This window comes from Flavobacterium sp. C4GT6, from assembly GCF_036347315.1.
In the GTDB taxonomy this organism is placed as follows: Bacteria; Bacteroidota; Bacteroidia; order Flavobacteriales; family Flavobacteriaceae; genus Flavobacterium.
The window spans coordinates 388,571-403,577 of sequence record NZ_JAZGZU010000002.1 but is presented as its reverse complement, the minus strand read 5'-3'; the positions used below and the strand labels follow the sequence as shown (position 1 = coordinate 403,577).

16 protein-coding genes are annotated in these 15,007 nt (G+C 36.5%); 9 read left to right on the top strand and 7 right to left on the bottom strand.

Annotation, left to right across the window (positions count from 1 at the left end; translation table 11 throughout):
* Nucleotides 1-5: 5 nt before the first annotated feature.
* Nucleotides 6-587 (bottom strand): TlpA disulfide reductase family protein, encoded by a 582-nt coding sequence (locus V3Z67_RS04245; protein ID WP_330442127.1) that lies wholly within the window; start codon nt 585-587, stop codon nt 6-8.
* 141 nt (nt 588-728) lie between these two features.
* On the opposite strand from V3Z67_RS04245, the gene V3Z67_RS04240 reads away from it, so the two are divergent.
* The 3 genes from V3Z67_RS04240 to V3Z67_RS04230 are packed head-to-tail and all read left to right on the top strand — an operon-like array spanning nt 729 to nt 2,436.
* Nucleotides 729-1,184, top strand: coding sequence for a MarR family winged helix-turn-helix transcriptional regulator (locus V3Z67_RS04240; RefSeq protein ID WP_330442126.1), 456 nt, complete (start codon nt 729-731; stop codon nt 1,182-1,184).
* Nucleotides 1,185-1,206: 22 nt separating this feature from the next.
* The gene (locus tag V3Z67_RS04235) at nt 1,207-1,839 is read left to right on the top strand and encodes an NAD(P)H-dependent oxidoreductase (protein WP_330442125.1); all 633 of its coding nucleotides are present in this window, start codon (nt 1,207-1,209) and stop codon (nt 1,837-1,839) included.
* Nucleotides 1,840-1,866: 27 nt separating this feature from the next.
* Nucleotides 1,867-2,436 carry a YceI family protein gene (locus V3Z67_RS04230; RefSeq protein WP_330442124.1) on the top strand — a complete coding sequence of 190 codons (570 nt, stop codon included), beginning with the start codon at nt 1,867-1,869 and terminating at the stop codon, nt 2,434-2,436.
* An 84-nt stretch (nt 2,437-2,520) separates the two neighbouring features.
* Here V3Z67_RS04230 and cysK read toward each other — a convergent pair whose 3' ends face one another.
* Nucleotides 2,521-3,429, bottom strand: a complete 909-nt coding sequence (cysK, locus tag V3Z67_RS04225; protein WP_330442123.1) for a cysteine synthase A — start codon at nt 3,427-3,429, stop codon at nt 2,521-2,523.
* A gap of 12 nt (nt 3,430-3,441) precedes the next feature.
* Entirely contained in the window at nt 3,442-4,257 is an 816-nt protein-coding gene (gene epsC / locus V3Z67_RS04220) for a serine O-acetyltransferase EpsC (protein WP_330442122.1), read from the bottom strand.
* Nucleotides 4,258-4,540: 283 nt separating this feature from the next.
* Here epsC and V3Z67_RS04215 point away from each other — a divergent pair, with 283 nt between their 5' ends.
* The gene (locus V3Z67_RS04215) at nt 4,541-5,110 is read left to right on the top strand and encodes an anthranilate synthase component II (protein ID WP_330442121.1); all 570 of its coding nucleotides are present in this window, start codon (nt 4,541-4,543) and stop codon (nt 5,108-5,110) included.
* On the opposite strand, the gene V3Z67_RS04210 is transcribed toward V3Z67_RS04215, so the two are convergent.
* Nucleotides 5,107-5,739, bottom strand: a complete 633-nt coding sequence (locus tag V3Z67_RS04210; protein ID WP_330442120.1) for a hypothetical protein — start codon at nt 5,737-5,739, stop codon at nt 5,107-5,109. The genes V3Z67_RS04215 and V3Z67_RS04210 overlap by 4 nt on opposite strands.
* A gap of 237 nt (nt 5,740-5,976) precedes the next feature.
* Nucleotides 5,977-6,630: a putative signal transducing protein gene (locus V3Z67_RS04205; RefSeq protein WP_330442119.1), complete on the bottom strand. Its 654-nt coding sequence runs from the start codon at nt 6,628-6,630 to the stop codon at nt 5,977-5,979.
* A 96-nt stretch (nt 6,631-6,726) separates the two neighbouring features.
* On the opposite strand from V3Z67_RS04205, the gene rmuC reads away from it, so the two are divergent.
* The 5 genes from rmuC (at nt 6,727) to V3Z67_RS04180 (ending at nt 13,108) form a co-directional block, all read left to right on the top strand.
* The gene (gene rmuC / locus V3Z67_RS04200) at nt 6,727-8,130 is read left to right on the top strand and encodes a DNA recombination protein RmuC (protein WP_330442118.1); all 1,404 of its coding nucleotides are present in this window, start codon (nt 6,727-6,729) and stop codon (nt 8,128-8,130) included.
* A 15-nt stretch (nt 8,131-8,145) separates the two neighbouring features.
* Nucleotides 8,146-8,691 carry an acyl-CoA thioesterase gene (locus V3Z67_RS04195; RefSeq protein WP_330442117.1) on the top strand — a complete coding sequence of 182 codons (546 nt, stop codon included), beginning with the start codon at nt 8,146-8,148 and terminating at the stop codon, nt 8,689-8,691.
* Between the two features lie 62 nt (nt 8,692-8,753).
* A complete protein-coding gene (locus V3Z67_RS04190; RefSeq protein WP_330442115.1) occupies nt 8,754-9,851 on the top strand; it encodes a hypothetical protein in 1,098 nt (365 codons plus the stop codon).
* A gap of 110 nt (nt 9,852-9,961) precedes the next feature.
* A complete protein-coding gene (locus V3Z67_RS04185; RefSeq protein ID WP_330442114.1) occupies nt 9,962-11,053 on the top strand; it encodes a hypothetical protein in 1,092 nt (363 codons plus the stop codon).
* Nucleotides 11,054-11,089: 36 nt separating this feature from the next.
* Entirely contained in the window at nt 11,090-13,108 is a 2,019-nt protein-coding gene (locus V3Z67_RS04180; protein ID WP_330442113.1) for an FG-GAP-like repeat-containing protein, read from the top strand.
* A gap of 96 nt (nt 13,109-13,204) precedes the next feature.
* Here V3Z67_RS04180 and V3Z67_RS04175 read toward each other — a convergent pair whose 3' ends face one another.
* Together V3Z67_RS04175 and V3Z67_RS04170 are read right to left on the bottom strand one after the other, a co-directional pair.
* Nucleotides 13,205-13,786 (bottom strand): T9SS type A sorting domain-containing protein, encoded by a 582-nt coding sequence (locus V3Z67_RS04175; RefSeq protein ID WP_330442112.1) that lies wholly within the window; start codon nt 13,784-13,786, stop codon nt 13,205-13,207.
* 146 nt (nt 13,787-13,932) lie between these two features.
* Nucleotides 13,933-14,904, bottom strand: coding sequence for an ion channel (locus tag V3Z67_RS04170; RefSeq protein ID WP_330442111.1), 972 nt, complete (start codon nt 14,902-14,904; stop codon nt 13,933-13,935).
* Nucleotides 14,905-15,007 lie beyond the last annotated feature (103 nt).

Here is a 15,007-nt window from a genome sequence, read left to right as displayed (position 1 = left end):
ATTTATTATGGTTTGATAAAATTATTCAATTCTTTTTCCAGCTCATCATAAGTAAACGACTGTTCGTAAAACCTACGTTCATTTTTATTGTAAATAATGGTTGCCGGTAATGCCCCGCTCCATGTGGTATCTATTTTTCTTATCCAGGTATCGGCATCAGAATCACGAAGCATAACCACATCGCTTTGAATCTTTTTATTCTTAATAAAAGGGATAAGCCTGCTCTCAACCGACTTATGCATATCTAAGCTTACCAGCAGCACTTTTACCTTATCGTTTTTATACTTTTCGTTTAGTTGCTCAAAATATGGTAATTCCTCTACACAGGGTACACACCAGGTAGCCCAAAAATTTACCACATAAGTAGTATCGTTACTTTTGGTAAGGAAGTATTCCAGTCCGTCATATTTATACGCATTTACTGTAACACTATCTTTAGTATATACATGCATGGGAGTTGGCATTTTTTCCTCGGCAACTGTTTCTATAGTCCCTTTTACCTCTTCTTTACCCTCTTTTTCTTTCTTTTCATTACAGGAATACAACAAAAATATTGATACAAATCCTGCTAATAGCATTTTTTTCATGAATGTCAATTTACATTAAGGCCAATAAAATTAAGGCAAAAAAGGCTATTCATTTATCGTTAACAAATTTTTAACACAACATTTGTATATACAAATATAAAATAGACTACATTTGTATCTACAAATATTGTATATACAATTATGAAGATTGAAGAAGTTATAAAAGCTACAGCTCCAATGAGTCTCTCCAAAAAGATAATATTAAACATTATGTATACCCAAAATGTGGTTGGAGAAAACTTTTCGGAAGCAACTAAAGCTTACGATTTGTCTTCAGAACAATACAATGTTTTGAGGATACTTAGAGGTCAAAAAGGGAAACCTGCAAACATGTGCGTGATACAGGAACGCATGATTGCCAAAACCAGCAACACTACCCGACTGGTAGACAAGCTGTTGCTAAAAGAACTGGTAACCCGACAGGTTTGCCCTGATAACAGAAGGAAAATGGAAGTCGCAATAACCCAAAAAGGACTGGATTTACTAAAAGAACTGGATCCTATTATAGACAGTCACGAAGAAAGGTTTGCTAAAAACCTGACTCCTGAAGAGCAGGAAACACTAAATAAATTATTAGAAAAATACAGAAACGCATAATCAAATAAGAAGATAAAAAAGAATGGAAAATTATATTGAAAGTTTAAACTGGCGTTATGCCACAAAAAAATACGACCCTACAAAAAAAGTATCGGCTCAGGATCTTGAAACACTAAAAGAAGCGGTACAGCTAAGTGTTTCATCTATGGGATTACAGCCGTATAAAGTACTTATTATTGAAAACCCGGAAGTACGCCAAAAGCTTAAAGCTGCCGGTTACAATCAGGATGGTATTACCGAATCTTCTCAACTGTTCGTTTTTGCTTATGAGAAAAACGTAAGCGAAAATCATGTAGAAGCTTATATGGACAACATAAGCAAAGTAAGAGAAGTTGAAAAAGACTCCCTAAAACCGTTTGAAGATATGGTTAATGGTTTTATCAATAACCAAACCGAGGAAGGTAAAAATGAATGGGCTGCTAAACAGGCTTACATTGCGCTTTCTACTTTAATCAATACTGCTGCATTACTTAAAATTGATGCTACCCCAATGGAAGGCTTCAATGCTCAGCAATTTGACGAAATACTGGGCTTAGACAAACTTGGTCTTAGCACAGCAGTTATTGCAGCAGTAGGTTACCGTCATGAAGAAGATGGTTTCCAGCACTTTAAAAAGGTTAGAAAACCTCAAAACGAATTATTTATCACTATCTAATATTCTAAATTCAATTAATTTAAAAAAATGAAAAATTTAAAAACAATCGTAGTTGCGCTAGTAGTAGCTCTTGGAACCATAACAGCATCTGCTCAGGACAAGAAAATCAACACTTCATCAAGTCAAATCAGCTGGGTAGGTAAAAAAGTTACAGGTCAGCACGAAGGTGTTATCAGCCTTAAAGATGGTGTACTTAATTTTAAAAACGGTAAACTTACAGGTGGTAACTTTACTGTAGACATGACATCTATCACTGTTACCGATCTTAAAGCAGGTGAAGGTAAAGAGAAACTGGAAGGTCACTTAAAAGCAGCCGACTTTTTTGGTACTGACAAACATGCTACTTCTAAATTAGTATTCAAATCAGTTAAAGTAAAATCAGGTAATGTTTACACTGTAACTGCTGATTTAACTATTAAAAACATCACTAAACCAGTTACTTTTGATTTAACTGTAAACAACAATTCTGCAACTACAGCGTTTAATGTAGACAGAACTAAGTATGGTATTGAGTACAAGTCAGGAAGTATTTTTGACGGTCTTGGTGACAACATGATTTACGACGAATTTGAACTTACTGTAAATCTTAAGTTCTAATAATTAGAGTTTAAATTGAAATTAAAAGCCCCGATGGTTTCCATCGGGGCTTTTCTTATTAACCAAAATTAATGTTAGCAATTCTTAAAACAATCCTTCAATAGAGAGGTAACGCTCTCCTGTATCATAATTAAAGGTAAGTACTGTAGCTCCATCAGGAATTTCAGCCAGCTTTTTGTTTACTGCCGCTAATGATGCCCCTGTAGAGATACCTGCCAGTATTCCTTCGGTTTTTGCAATGTTTCGGGCAAAATCAAATGCTTCATCCTTCCCTACTGTAATTACACCGTCAATAAGATCATTTCTGTAAATAGAAGGTATAAACCCTGCTCCTATTCCCTGTAAAGGGTGAAGCCCAGGATCACCACCACTTAATACCGGAGAGGCTTCCGGCTCAACAGCAAACACTTTAAGGTTAGGGAATTTCTGTTTTAAAATATCAGCCACACCTGTTATGTGTCCGCCTGTACCTACACCCGTTATCAGGTAGTCAATTCCTTCAGGGAAATCGGCAAGAATTTCCTGAGCAGTGGTTTTACGGTGAATATCAACATTCGCCTGATTATCAAACTGACTTGGCGACCACGCATTTGGTGTAGACTCTGTTAATTCCCTTGCCTTTTCAATAGCTCCTTTCATCCCTTTTTCACGTGGCGTAAGCTCAAATTCGGCACCATAAATAGACATTAGTTTCCTGCGTTCCACGCTCATCGACTCAGGCATTACAAGAATAAGTTTGTATCCTTTTACTGCTGCTACAAATGCCAGTCCGATACCTGTATTACCCGAAGTAGGCTCAATAATAACACTATCCGGCTTTAAAAGACCCTTAGCCTCGGCATCTTCAATCATTGCCAGTGCAATCCTGTCTTTAATACTGTTGCCCGGATTATTGCGTTCCAGCTTAATCCAAACGTTTTTAACTTTAAATAACTTGTTAAGTTTTACGTGAGGGGTATTACCTATAGTTTCTAAAATATTATTTGCTTTCATATCTATGCTGTTTTATATTACAAAATTTAATGGTTCAGGAAATGTTTCCTTAGATTTTATTGTTATTTCACTTTTATGATATACCAGAGAATGTGCCGGTATTGAGTGGGTAAGCCAAACGTTACCTCCTATTACAGAATCGTTGCCTACTAAGGTGTTTCCTCCTAAAATGGTGGCATTGGCATAAATGGTAACATTGTCACCAATTGTAGGATGTCGCTTTACAGATGCTTCCTCCTTATGCACACTAAGCGCACCAAGTGTTACTCCCTGATATATTTTTACGTCGTTACCTATTACTGATGTTTCCCCTATCACGATACCTGTACCGTGGTCTATAAAAAAACGGTCACCTATAGTAGCTCCCGGGTGAATATCAATACCTGTTTTACCATGTACATATTCACTTATGAGCCTTGGCAATACAGGCACATCATTAATCCAAAGCTCATGTGCAACACGATAAATTGCTATTGCAAAAAAGCCAGGATAGGACACCAATACTTCGGTCCTTGACTTCGCTGCGGGATCAAAAGCAAAAATCGCTTTAAGGCTATCTTCCATTTTTTGGTGCAGCACTACCACCTTTTCCTTTAGGTGGTTTATTAACGGTTGTATTCTCTCTTCCTGCAGCCCCGAAAGGCAAAGCAGGTCAGATAGTATTCCGTCCAGTTCTTTTTCTTTATTTAAAAAGAAATCATAATCGGTAAACTGCGGCCCTATGCAAAACAACCACTGAAAAAATTCTTCTGTCCAGTACCCTGTTTTCTGTTTATCGGGCAACACCCCCGATTTCAAATAATTTGCGGTATAAACGGGATGTTTCATATATTAATCATTAAAAGGCTATAAATAAAAAAGGCTCCTCGTGGTAACGAGGAGCCTTTAACTGTTTACTGTTTAGGAATGAACCTAATTTTCGTGCACAGTTAATGCATCCCCGTATAAAGGGAAACACTTACACTCTGTACACTTGCTTGTTAAAACTGCCATATATTCTTTTGTGCCTAACAAATATAATTAAATATTTTTATTAGTCTACCAATTTAGTAGATTTTTAAGATTATTTTTTTTCGGTTCACTTTCATACATTTGCACACCTGCATTAAATATGAAAAAAGTACTTGTAATAGATAACTACGACAGCTTTACGTATAACCTGGTACACTATCTGGAAAGTTTGGATTGTGAGGTTACCGTTATAAGGAATGACGAACTCCTTATTGAAGATGTTGAAGATTTTAATAAAATTCTTTTATCACCCGGCCCGGGCCTTCCTGCCAATGCCGGATTACTGGAAAGTATAATTAAAAAATATGCCCCTTCTAAAAGTATATTAGGCGTTTGTTTAGGGCAACAGGCTATTGGCGAAGTTTTTGGCGGAAAGCTCATAAACCTCGATACGGTATACCACGGCGTAGCCACTACGATAACTATTGTAGCAGAAGACGACCCGCTTTTTAAAGGGCTTGATAAAAAAATTTGTGTGGGGCGCTACCATTCCTGGTGCGTGGATAAAGAAGATTTTCCTGAAACACTGGAAATAACTTCTCTGGATGAAAACGGACAGATAATGTCACTACGTCACAAGGGGTATGACGTTAGGGGTGTGCAATTCCATCCTGAATCGGTACTGACTCCTAACGGGAAGGCAATACTTAAAAACTGGTTAGAGATTTAATTCGGAATCTGCCTTAATCTTAAGCTAATTATAACCGCAAATATCAGGATACCTAACCCAAAAATTATTCGGCCGTGTTTCCTTTCAACGTCTGTGTAACTAAATACACTTACACCTCCGGGCATTTGCTTTTGGGAATTCCACATTAAAAAACCAATCACTATACCGGCAACACCTCCTAAAAGTGCTAAAACATATCCGGCAAGAATATGCAATATCTGGTTGGTTTTTGGTTTAGCAGTATTTTTGGCTTTTTCCTGTTTTATACTGTACAGGGTATCAGCATCTGTTGGCATGCCTTTCTCATGAAGTATCTTTTTAGCAAGCATAAAATCAAAGTCACTCCAAACGTCCTTATTAACCAGAATGTCATACAACTTTTGTGTTGTATAAGAGTATAAGCAATAATCACCTGCTACCTCCCCTACCATTTGCTCGGTTTTTTCTTCCAGCAACCTTGTGGCATTTTTAAGATCGGTAGTAATTACCTTAACCTCAAAATCACCAGCAGGAGAGTCGTGATTGTCGTTTAAAAAGCTTCTGATTTCATTTTTGCACAAAAAACGCTTCAGTTCTTTTGCCTGATCTAAATCAGGAAAAGTCTTTAAAGTAGTAAATGTTCTTTTCATTTGGTTTATATAGATGGTGGTTCTCCAAATATAGGAAAAACCTCCTAAAAATCTCATTTACATATCAGATAACCAATAATTTAAAGAAAACTTATAGATAAGTTTTAACAAAACCTCTCTGTATGCGGATTTCCGTAAAATTAAAATCATCAAAAAGATAGCAAAACAACTTTAACAATTATTTTGTATTTAAAATAGTACTAAAATATATTTCTTAAAACACTAATAAACTGAATTTTAAGACGTATACAAATTAAACCGATATACAAGAGAGATAACCGTAACCACAATACCTATACAAAAGATATTAAAACCATGACTTCTTCCTTTTTTGGTATAACTATATACCGATTTACCATCAGGAAGTGATGTTTTAGATTTCCATAACATATACCCAATAATAATCCCTATAAAGCCTCCAAGCAAACTAAAAATATAGCCTGCTACCATCCATACATTTTCATTGGGATCTTTTTTAGTAATATCAGCAATCCTCTGTTTTTTTAGGCTGTTTAACATATCCTCATCAACAGTCTTACCTCTTTCAGTTAAAAGCTTTTTAGCCAGCAAATAATCAAACTCATTCCATTCATCCTGTTTTAATAAAATATCATACAGTTCTTCATTGGTAAATGAAAACAGGTAGTAATCAGGATCAATATTATTCAGCATCCCGGCAAACCTTTCTTCTACCAGCTTGGCAGCCTTTTCAAAGTCTTCCTGCTTAATTTTCACCTCATAGTCGGTCATAGGACTACCTATTATAAAACTATCTACCGAGGGTTCATTATCTGCCAGATAACACTCTATATTGTTTTTTTGCAAGAACTCTTTCAGTTCCCTAGCCTGAACCACATCAGTAAATTTTTTGAAGGCTACTATTTCACTCATTATTGTTGGTTTATAAAAACAAATATAACAGTATTTTTTTTGCGTAATGCCTAGCAATATTTTCCTTAATTTTACCCTTAAGCAAATACACTACAAATGCCCGATACAATTACATTACTATTCGCCTTTATTATTGCCTTAGCTTTAGGAATTTACTTGGGAAGGATTTTATTTTCTTCAAAATCATCTTCAGACAAAAAAGTACTTGAAGAACGCAACAACAGCCTGATGCTTACCATAGAACAGCTTAAACAGCAGACTGTAAATGAAAAAGGTGTTTTAGAAAAACAAATTACCCAGATAATTACCGAACGTGACGATTTAAGAACGGCTAAAGATGCTCTTACCGTACAACTTACCAAAAAGGAAACCGACTTTGATAACCTTATGGAGCGCATGCGCGAGCAAAGAAAGGAAACCGAGGAGTTAAGGGAAAAATTCACTAAAGAATTTGAGAATCTTGCCAATAAGATATTGGAGGAAAAATCCAATAAGTTTACCGAACAGAATAAAGAAAATCTCAAAAACATACTTTCCCCATTACAGGAAAAAATACACCTATTTGAGAAAAAAGTAGAAGACACTCACAAGGAAAGTATTGATTACCATGCGGCTCTGCGCCAACAAATATTAGGGCTTCGTGAAATGAACGAACAAATGAGCCGTGAAACACTTAACCTTACCAAAGCACTTAAAGGTGACTCTAAAATGCAGGGTAACTGGGGGGAACTTATACTGGAACGCGTACTGGAAAAATCGGGTCTTGAAAAAGGACGTGAGTATGAGGTACAGCAAAGTCATGTTAATGAAGAAGGAAACCGAATTCAGCCCGATGTGGTTATAAACCTTCCTGATGGCAAGAAAATGATTGTTGACTCTAAGGTTTCACTTGTAGCTTACGAGCGTTATGTAAATGAAGAAGATGAAACTCTTAAAACTGTACACTTAAAAGAGCACGTTGGGTCTATTAAAAGGCATGTAGACCAGTTAAGTGACAAAAACTACCATGATATCTATAAAATGGAAAGCCCTGATTTTGTTTTGCTTTTCATCCCTATAGAACCAGCTTTTGCTATAGCACTTAATGAAGATACAACTCTATATAACAAGGCTTTTGAGCGCAATATAGTAATCGTTACTCCAAGTACCCTGCTGGCAACCCTACGTACTATAGACAGTATGTGGACCAACCAGAAGCAACAGGAAAATGCCTACGAGATTGCAAGGCAGGCAGGAGCACTTTACGACAAGTTTGAAGGTTTTGTAGGCGACCTTATTATGGTAGGTAAACGTATGGACGAAGGTAAAAAAGCCTACGAAGGCGCTATGAATAAACTGGTTAACGGTCGCGGAAACATAATAACCAGTATCGAAAAACTTAAAAAAATGGGAGCTAAAGCTAAAAAAGCACTTCCTGAAAATATTGTAAACAGGGCTCTGCTCGCTGCAAATGAAAATGATACTGATGAAGATGAAAATAACGAACTGCCCAACCTGTAACTAATATCCTATACTATGAATACCAAACCAAGAAAGGTAAGCACCTCTAAGGTTACTATATCAGAACTGATGTTACCGTCGCACTCTAACTTTAGCGGAAAGATACACGGTGGCTACATACTAATGTTAATGGACCAGATTGCTTTTGCATGTGCCTCTAAATATTCGGGTAGATACTGTGTAACCGCATCGGTAGATACGGTAGATTTCCTAAGTCCAATTGAAATTGGCGAACTGGTAACCATGAAAGCATCGGTAAATTATGTTGGTAACAGTTCTATGGTTGTAGGTATAAGGGTTACTGCACAAAACATTCAAACTGGGGTTGTTAAACACTGTAACTCATCTTACTTCACTATGGTAGCAAAAGATGAGGAAGGTAATAATGTAAAAGTACCCACCTTGATACTATCAGACCTTGAAGAGGTAAGACGATTTTATAACTCTGTTAAACGTGTGGCTCTTAAAAAAGAAAGAAACCTGCACAGGGAAACTTTTGACCACAGCTCTAAAGAAGCTCTGGATGGTTTGAGCCTGTATAATGTTAAACTTGAGCTGTAAAGGTGTTTTTTTAAAGTTTTATATATATTTGTTATCCTTACAATAATTTTAGGATATAACGAATGAAAAAACAATACTTTTTACCTTTAGCTGTAATTTCTTTATTATTTAGCTTTTTCATATCATGCAGATCAGATGATAGTGACAGCTATTCTGAGATACCTGAAGAGTCACCTGTAGTATTTGATATTACAGCCGTGCCTTATCCTAAATTATCTGATTACAATTTCTTTGAAGGCGAAATGAAAAACCTTGAGCCCGTAAACGGAGTATTACCATACGACCTTAACAGTTCGCTGTTTACAGACTATGCTTTTAAAAAGCGTTTTGTATGGATGCCTGATAATGTAACTGCTACTTATGATACCGATGGCAGTATACTAAACTTCCCAACAGGCGCAGTACTTATAAAGAACTTTTACTATAATAATGTACAGCCTAATAATAGCACCAAAATAATTGAAACTCGTGTACTGATTAAAAAAGAAGACGGATGGATATTTGCCAATTATATATGGAATGATGAACAAACCGAAGCTACCTATAGCCTAAACGGAAATACTGTCCCTATTTCATGGGAACAGAATGGTGTTACATTACAAACCAATTATAGAATCCCTTCTGAGTTGGAATGTTTTAAATGTCATCAGCTTTTTGAAGCCAATACACCAATTGGCCCTAAACCTCAAAACCTGAACAAGAACTTTAATTTTAGTGATGGCAACAGCAATCAACTGCAAAAATGGGTTGAAGAAGGTTACCTTAACGGTAGTAACCTACCTTCAGAAATCGTATCGACAGTAGACTGGCATGATGAAACCAAACCTCTTGAAGAGAGGGTTAGATCATATCTTGATATCAACTGTGCCCATTGCCACTCTCCTAATACCTATTGTGGTTATACCCCAATGAACTTGGCTTACAGTGCAGGTAATGCTACAGAAAACTTTGGGATATGCACACCTCCATTAGATTTTGCCAGTGGCGGACAGGAATATATCATAAAAGCCGGAGATTCCAGAAACTCGCTTCTTCCTTTTAAAATGGCAAGCCTTGATCCGGTTGAAATGATGCCGCAAATAGGACGTACTCTTAAAGACGATGATGCGGTCCAAATGATTAATGCCTGGATAAACGATATGGAAACTCCATGTGAGTGATTTTATCAAACAAAAACATCATTTTAACGCTTTTTTAACTCTAAATGTTTGAAATTTAAGGTTTTATTATATATTTGTTATTTTTAAATTAAAATTACTTATATAATAATATGAAAAGCCTTACCCTATATATTGTTGTGTTTTTTAGCACAATAGTTACACTTTTATCATGCGGACAGGACGATTCGGGCGAATATTCCGAATTACCAGACACCTCTAAGGTGGTAATGGATCTTGATGCTGTTCCTTATCCGAAACTATCGGATTATAACTTTTTTGAAGGCGAAATGAAAAGCCTTACCCCTGTTGAAGGTGTAATGCCGTACGACCTTAACAGTACACTTTTTACTGACTATGCTTTAAAAAAACGATTTGTATGGATGCCGGAAAATGTAAAGGCATCGTATGTTTCAGATACCGATATACTCAACTTCCCTGATGGTGCTGTGCTCATAAAGAATTTTTACTACAACAATATACAACCTGACAACACCACCCGAATTATAGAAACCAGACTAATGATAAAAAAAGAAGGCAAATGGATATTTGCTAATTATGTTTGGAATGATGAGCAAACAGAAGCCTCGTTTAGTATGAACGGAAGCTTTACCAATATATCTTGGCAACAGGGCAACGAAACTAAAACTACAAACTACCGTATACCTTCAAGAATAGAATGCTTTACCTGCCATAAATCACAACAGGACTCACTCCCTATAGGTCCAAAGCCTCAAAACTTAAACAAACTATTTAATTATAGTGACGGCACAAAAAACCAGTTAACTAAGTGGGTTGAACAGGGTTATCTTGAAAATAATTTACCAACAAATATTACTACTGGTACAGACTGGACAGATAAAACCCAGCCTTTGGAATTAAGAGTTCGCTCTTATCTTGACATTAACTGTGCCCATTGCCATCGCGAAGGGTCACATTGTGATTATCGCCCTATAAGGCTAGCCTTTAATGAAACTGTTACTCCTTCAAACCTCGGAGTATGTGTAGAACCACAGGAATTTATAAACAATTCCCTTACTCATATCATATCACGAGGCAGTACGCAACGATCTGAAATGTATTACAGGTTAAACTCGGTACTGGAAAACGAAAGAATGCCCCTTTTGGGAAGGACTATACAGCATACAGAAGCGCTTGAACTTATGGACGAATGGATTAGCAGCATGGAAGAACCATGCCCTTAAAAAATTAAAAAACAAACCAACAACCAAACTAAGCTTATGAAAAGAATTGCTACTCTATTATTAGCTTTTACAGGCTGCTGTAGCCTGTATGCACAGCAAAGCTGTGATGAAGCACTGAGTGTTACCCAAGGACAGTATAATGTGTCTTTTAATGAAGGGAGTGAAGTCCCGCAAAACTGTATAAATACCGATATAGCAACTATGGGTGCATGGTATTCCTATACAGCGACTGAAGATCAAAATATTAATATTTCTACTAACGTACAGGGTGTTGCAACTACTGATACACGAATAATGCTTTATTCAGGTGAATGTGGCAACTTAACCTGTATAGGTGGTGATGATGATAGCGGAGGAAGTCTTACTTCATACATTACCTTTAGTGCAATGGCAGGAGAAACTTTTATTTTCGCTTTTGACAACAAATGGAACTCTGATGACTTTAGTTTTATTTTAACCGAAATGCCATTTAGTCCGCCTATGTTCACATCACAGTATGTAACCTTATCAGGATCTTTTAAAAACTGCGTGGTAGACCTTAATGGCGATTATCTTGATGACATTGTATCTCCCGTGGAAGGTTTTGTAAATGTATTGTATCAAACGGCAGATGGTACATTTACATCTGCTCAGTTAACAGCACCTTCAACAATTTTTATGCCCGGATGGAGTATGGCAGCCGGTGATTATGACGGAAACGGTTACAATGACCTACTTTACGGCAACGGATCGGGAGCAGCTATTATGCTGGCCGATGATGAAGGAACTTCTTTTTCAGAAAAAATAGAAAGTAATCCCGAATTTTTCCTTTTCTCACAAAGAACAAACTTTGTAGATATTAACAACGACGGAAATCTGGATGCTTTCATTTGCCACGATGTACAGCCCAATGTTTACTTTTTAAACAATGGTGAAGACGGATACGAATTTATTCAGGGAGGATTAGGTGATCACCCTGATGGCGGAAACTACGGATCCATTTGGGTAGATTATGACAATGATAATGACCCAGATCTATTTATATCTAAATGTAAAGGCGGTACAAGCCTCGCTTCTGTTAATGAACTGCACCGAAATGACGGAAATGGAGTATTTACCACAGTTGCCAGTATTGACACAAATGAGTCTAACATGGCAGACATGATACAAACGTGGTCATCTGCCTGGGCTGATTATGACAATGACGGAGATATGGATGCACTTATAGGAGCAAGCTCTTTTGCAAATGGCGGACATAAATTCATGATAAACAACGGCGACGGTACTTTTACTGACGGTACAGAAGATTCCGGTTATGATACCTTTCCGGGAATTAACAATGAACATGTAGGCCATGATTTTGATAACGATGGTTTTGTAGATGTTTTTGGTGGCGGTAATGCTATAATGATGAATAATGGTGATATGACATTCACACCTATGCCTATTGATTTTGGTCATGGTCCTATTGGCGATCTAAATAACGATGGTTTCCTTGATGTATTTACAGGGAATAAAATTTATTACAATAACGGCAACGACAATAACTGGATGAAAATTACCCTTGATGGGGTAGACAGTAACCGAAACGGTATTGGAGCAAGAGTTGAAATACATGCTTCTACCGGAACCTGGACACAGCAAATACGTGATGTAAGAAGCGGTGACGGTTTTAGATATATGAGCTCATTGAATGTACATTTCGGTCTAGGATTAACCGAAACGGTGGATCAATTGGTTATCAAATGGCCATCGGGTGTTGTAGATATTGTAAACAATCCGCAGATAAACCAAACTACTCATGTAACCGAAGGTGAAACAGTATTAAGTATATCTGATATTGAAAACAACCTGTTTAAACTATACCCTAACCCTGCTAAAGATTACATACAGATAGAAGGCCAAAATATTGAAATAACAAGAGCTCTTATCTATACAGTTAACGGAACAATTGTAAGCGACAGTCAAATCACTAACAATACTATTTCAGTTAAGGAACTTGCTCAGGGTACTTATGCGGTAATTCTTCAGGATAATACCGGTAAATACCACACATCAAAAATAATTAAAGAATAACCTCTTTTAATTTTCTATAAAAAGAAAAGCCTGTCTATACAGACAGGCTTTTTCACACACACACTTTTTAATCTAGCTAAAAACTGATGTTTTTAATTATTGCTTAACTACCGATATGGTTTTTGTTTGTCCGGCTACCATAACCTTAACAAAATAAGTACCGGCATTATAATTTTGCATATAAATTTTGCTGCTTGAATTACCAGCATTGTCAGACTGCATTACAAGCTTACCGCTCATATCATACACAGCAATATTATCTATAACATCACCTGCATTAATAGTCAAAATATCTGTAGTTGGGTTTGGGTAGTATTCAAATGTTACTTTGTTTACATCATCAATACCTAAAATTGCCTGTACTTCAATAGTACCGTTCATTGCAGGGTGTACATTACACTGGTAAGGATTAGATCCTACTTCTGTAAAAGTATAGCTATAAGTTTGTCCGGCACCTGTAATGGTACCACTGTCAAAAGTCTCTGTACTACCGCCTGTAGAACTAACTGTATGTGGCATGCCATCACCCCATGTCCACTCTACCGTATCTCCCTCATCTATGGTTAATGATGCATCCTGATTAGTAATGCCCATAGCCCAGTTGTTAATATGGTGTGTAGTTTGTGCCGAAAGGCCAATAGTTGCAAATAATGCTGATAATAGTAAAATTCTTTTCATACGTTTTGCTTTAGGTTGTTAAAACTTGATTTGCTGTAGTTTATATAATAACTTAATTTACCACTACAAAGTAACTTTATAAAAACCTAAAACATTTTACCTATTTAGTATACGACAGAAAAGACTTAGTAAATAACCAATTTGACTTAGTATTTGTTTAATTCCATTTTATTAAACTTATTAATCTTATCAAGATGCAATACAGTTGTAGTATTATCGTCGTTCTCGTTGTACATAATCTCAAATTTAGCTCCATACACTATCTCATCAAACAAATAAGATGTGGTGGTTGCAACAGTAGAACTGAACAAATCATCAAAAGCCTTAATGTAAACTATAATCTCGCCTTCTGTACCGGCAAAATCATTTTCTGTAAAACCATAAAGCGGACTATTCTCATCTATTGGGTGTACCAGTGTCCAGCTTAGGGTAAGTGAATTGATTTTTTGTAATTCAAGATTCAGGGTATAAAACTTGGTAACCATTATTCCTTTTTCATTAACACTCATACCCATTGTCATACGAGCCTCTGCATCTATCAGATTAGTATTCTTAAATGGAGCCAGTCTTACCATAAGAGCATTTATATTTTTATAGGGAGCAATAAGGGCATTTTGGGAAAATCTTAAAAAAGCCTTTGGACGACTAAAGCGACCATAAAACAAACCTGTAGCAATAGCAAAACTAAGCAGCCCGGTTAAAGCCTCGGTAGCGGCGAGTGCACTGGTAAAAAATCCGTTAGGACTAATATGTCCGTACCCCACAGTAGTAAAGGTTTGCGCACTAAAAAAATAAGCCTTACCGAATTTAGCCCATTCACTACCCGTGTTCCCTACTCCGTCAAGATATTCTAAACCTATTATATAATACAAACTGGCGAATATAAAGTTTATGCCTGCATAAAAAGTAAAAAGCACAGCTATAAATTTCCAGCCGTTCATGTTAAGCATCATATGATACCAACTAATGCGGTTTAAAAATGAAATCCCTCTTTTCTCAATATTGGCTGTACCGTCTTTATTTATAAAACGTCCGCCATAAGTAGAAGGGTTACTGCTAAATCCGGTATTACTGTCGGTCTTCGCTTTTGTATTTATTATTCCTTTAAAAACATTCATTGGGCTATGGTAAAATTGATTTATCAAATATAAAGATTCATTTTTTCATTAATAAAAATAAAAAGTCCGCTTTTACAAGCGGACTTCCCTAAATATATGGATT

Bases quoted from the DNA above. Each gene is read 5' to 3' on its own strand.
- V3Z67_RS04170 (WP_330442111.1), bottom strand. From the start codon at position 14,904: ATGAATGTTTTTAAAGGAATAATAAATACAAAAGCGAAGACCGACAGT.
- V3Z67_RS04180 (WP_330442113.1), top strand. From the start codon at position 11,090: ATGAAAAGAATTGCTACTCTATTATTAGCTTTTACAGGCTGCTGTAGC.
- V3Z67_RS04230 (WP_330442124.1), top strand. From the start codon at position 1,867: ATGAAAAATTTAAAAACAATCGTAGTTGCGCTAGTAGTAGCTCTTGGA.
- cysK (WP_330442123.1), bottom strand. From the start codon at position 3,429: ATGAAAGCAAATAATATTTTAGAAACTATAGGTAATACCCCTCACGTA.
- V3Z67_RS04215 (WP_330442121.1), top strand. From the start codon at position 4,541: ATGAAAAAAGTACTTGTAATAGATAACTACGACAGCTTTACGTATAAC.
- V3Z67_RS04210 (WP_330442120.1), bottom strand. From the start codon at position 5,739: ATGAAAAGAACATTTACTACTTTAAAGACTTTTCCTGATTTAGATCAG.
- V3Z67_RS04205 (WP_330442119.1), bottom strand. From the start codon at position 6,630: ATGAGTGAAATAGTAGCCTTCAAAAAATTTACTGATGTGGTTCAGGCT.
- epsC (WP_330442122.1), bottom strand. From the start codon at position 4,257: ATGAAACATCCCGTTTATACCGCAAATTATTTGAAATCGGGGGTGTTG.
- V3Z67_RS04175 (WP_330442112.1), bottom strand. From the start codon at position 13,786: ATGAAAAGAATTTTACTATTATCAGCATTATTTGCAACTATTGGCCTT.
- V3Z67_RS04195 (WP_330442117.1), top strand. From the start codon at position 8,146: ATGAATACCAAACCAAGAAAGGTAAGCACCTCTAAGGTTACTATATCA.
- V3Z67_RS04185 (WP_330442114.1), top strand. From the start codon at position 9,962: ATGAAAAGCCTTACCCTATATATTGTTGTGTTTTTTAGCACAATAGTT.
- rmuC (WP_330442118.1), top strand. From the start codon at position 6,727: ATGCCCGATACAATTACATTACTATTCGCCTTTATTATTGCCTTAGCT.
- V3Z67_RS04245 (WP_330442127.1), bottom strand. From the start codon at position 587: ATGAAAAAAATGCTATTAGCAGGATTTGTATCAATATTTTTGTTGTAT.
- V3Z67_RS04240 (WP_330442126.1), top strand. From the start codon at position 729: ATGAAGATTGAAGAAGTTATAAAAGCTACAGCTCCAATGAGTCTCTCC.
- V3Z67_RS04235 (WP_330442125.1), top strand. From the start codon at position 1,207: ATGGAAAATTATATTGAAAGTTTAAACTGGCGTTATGCCACAAAAAAA.
- V3Z67_RS04190 (WP_330442115.1), top strand. From the start codon at position 8,754: ATGAAAAAACAATACTTTTTACCTTTAGCTGTAATTTCTTTATTATTT.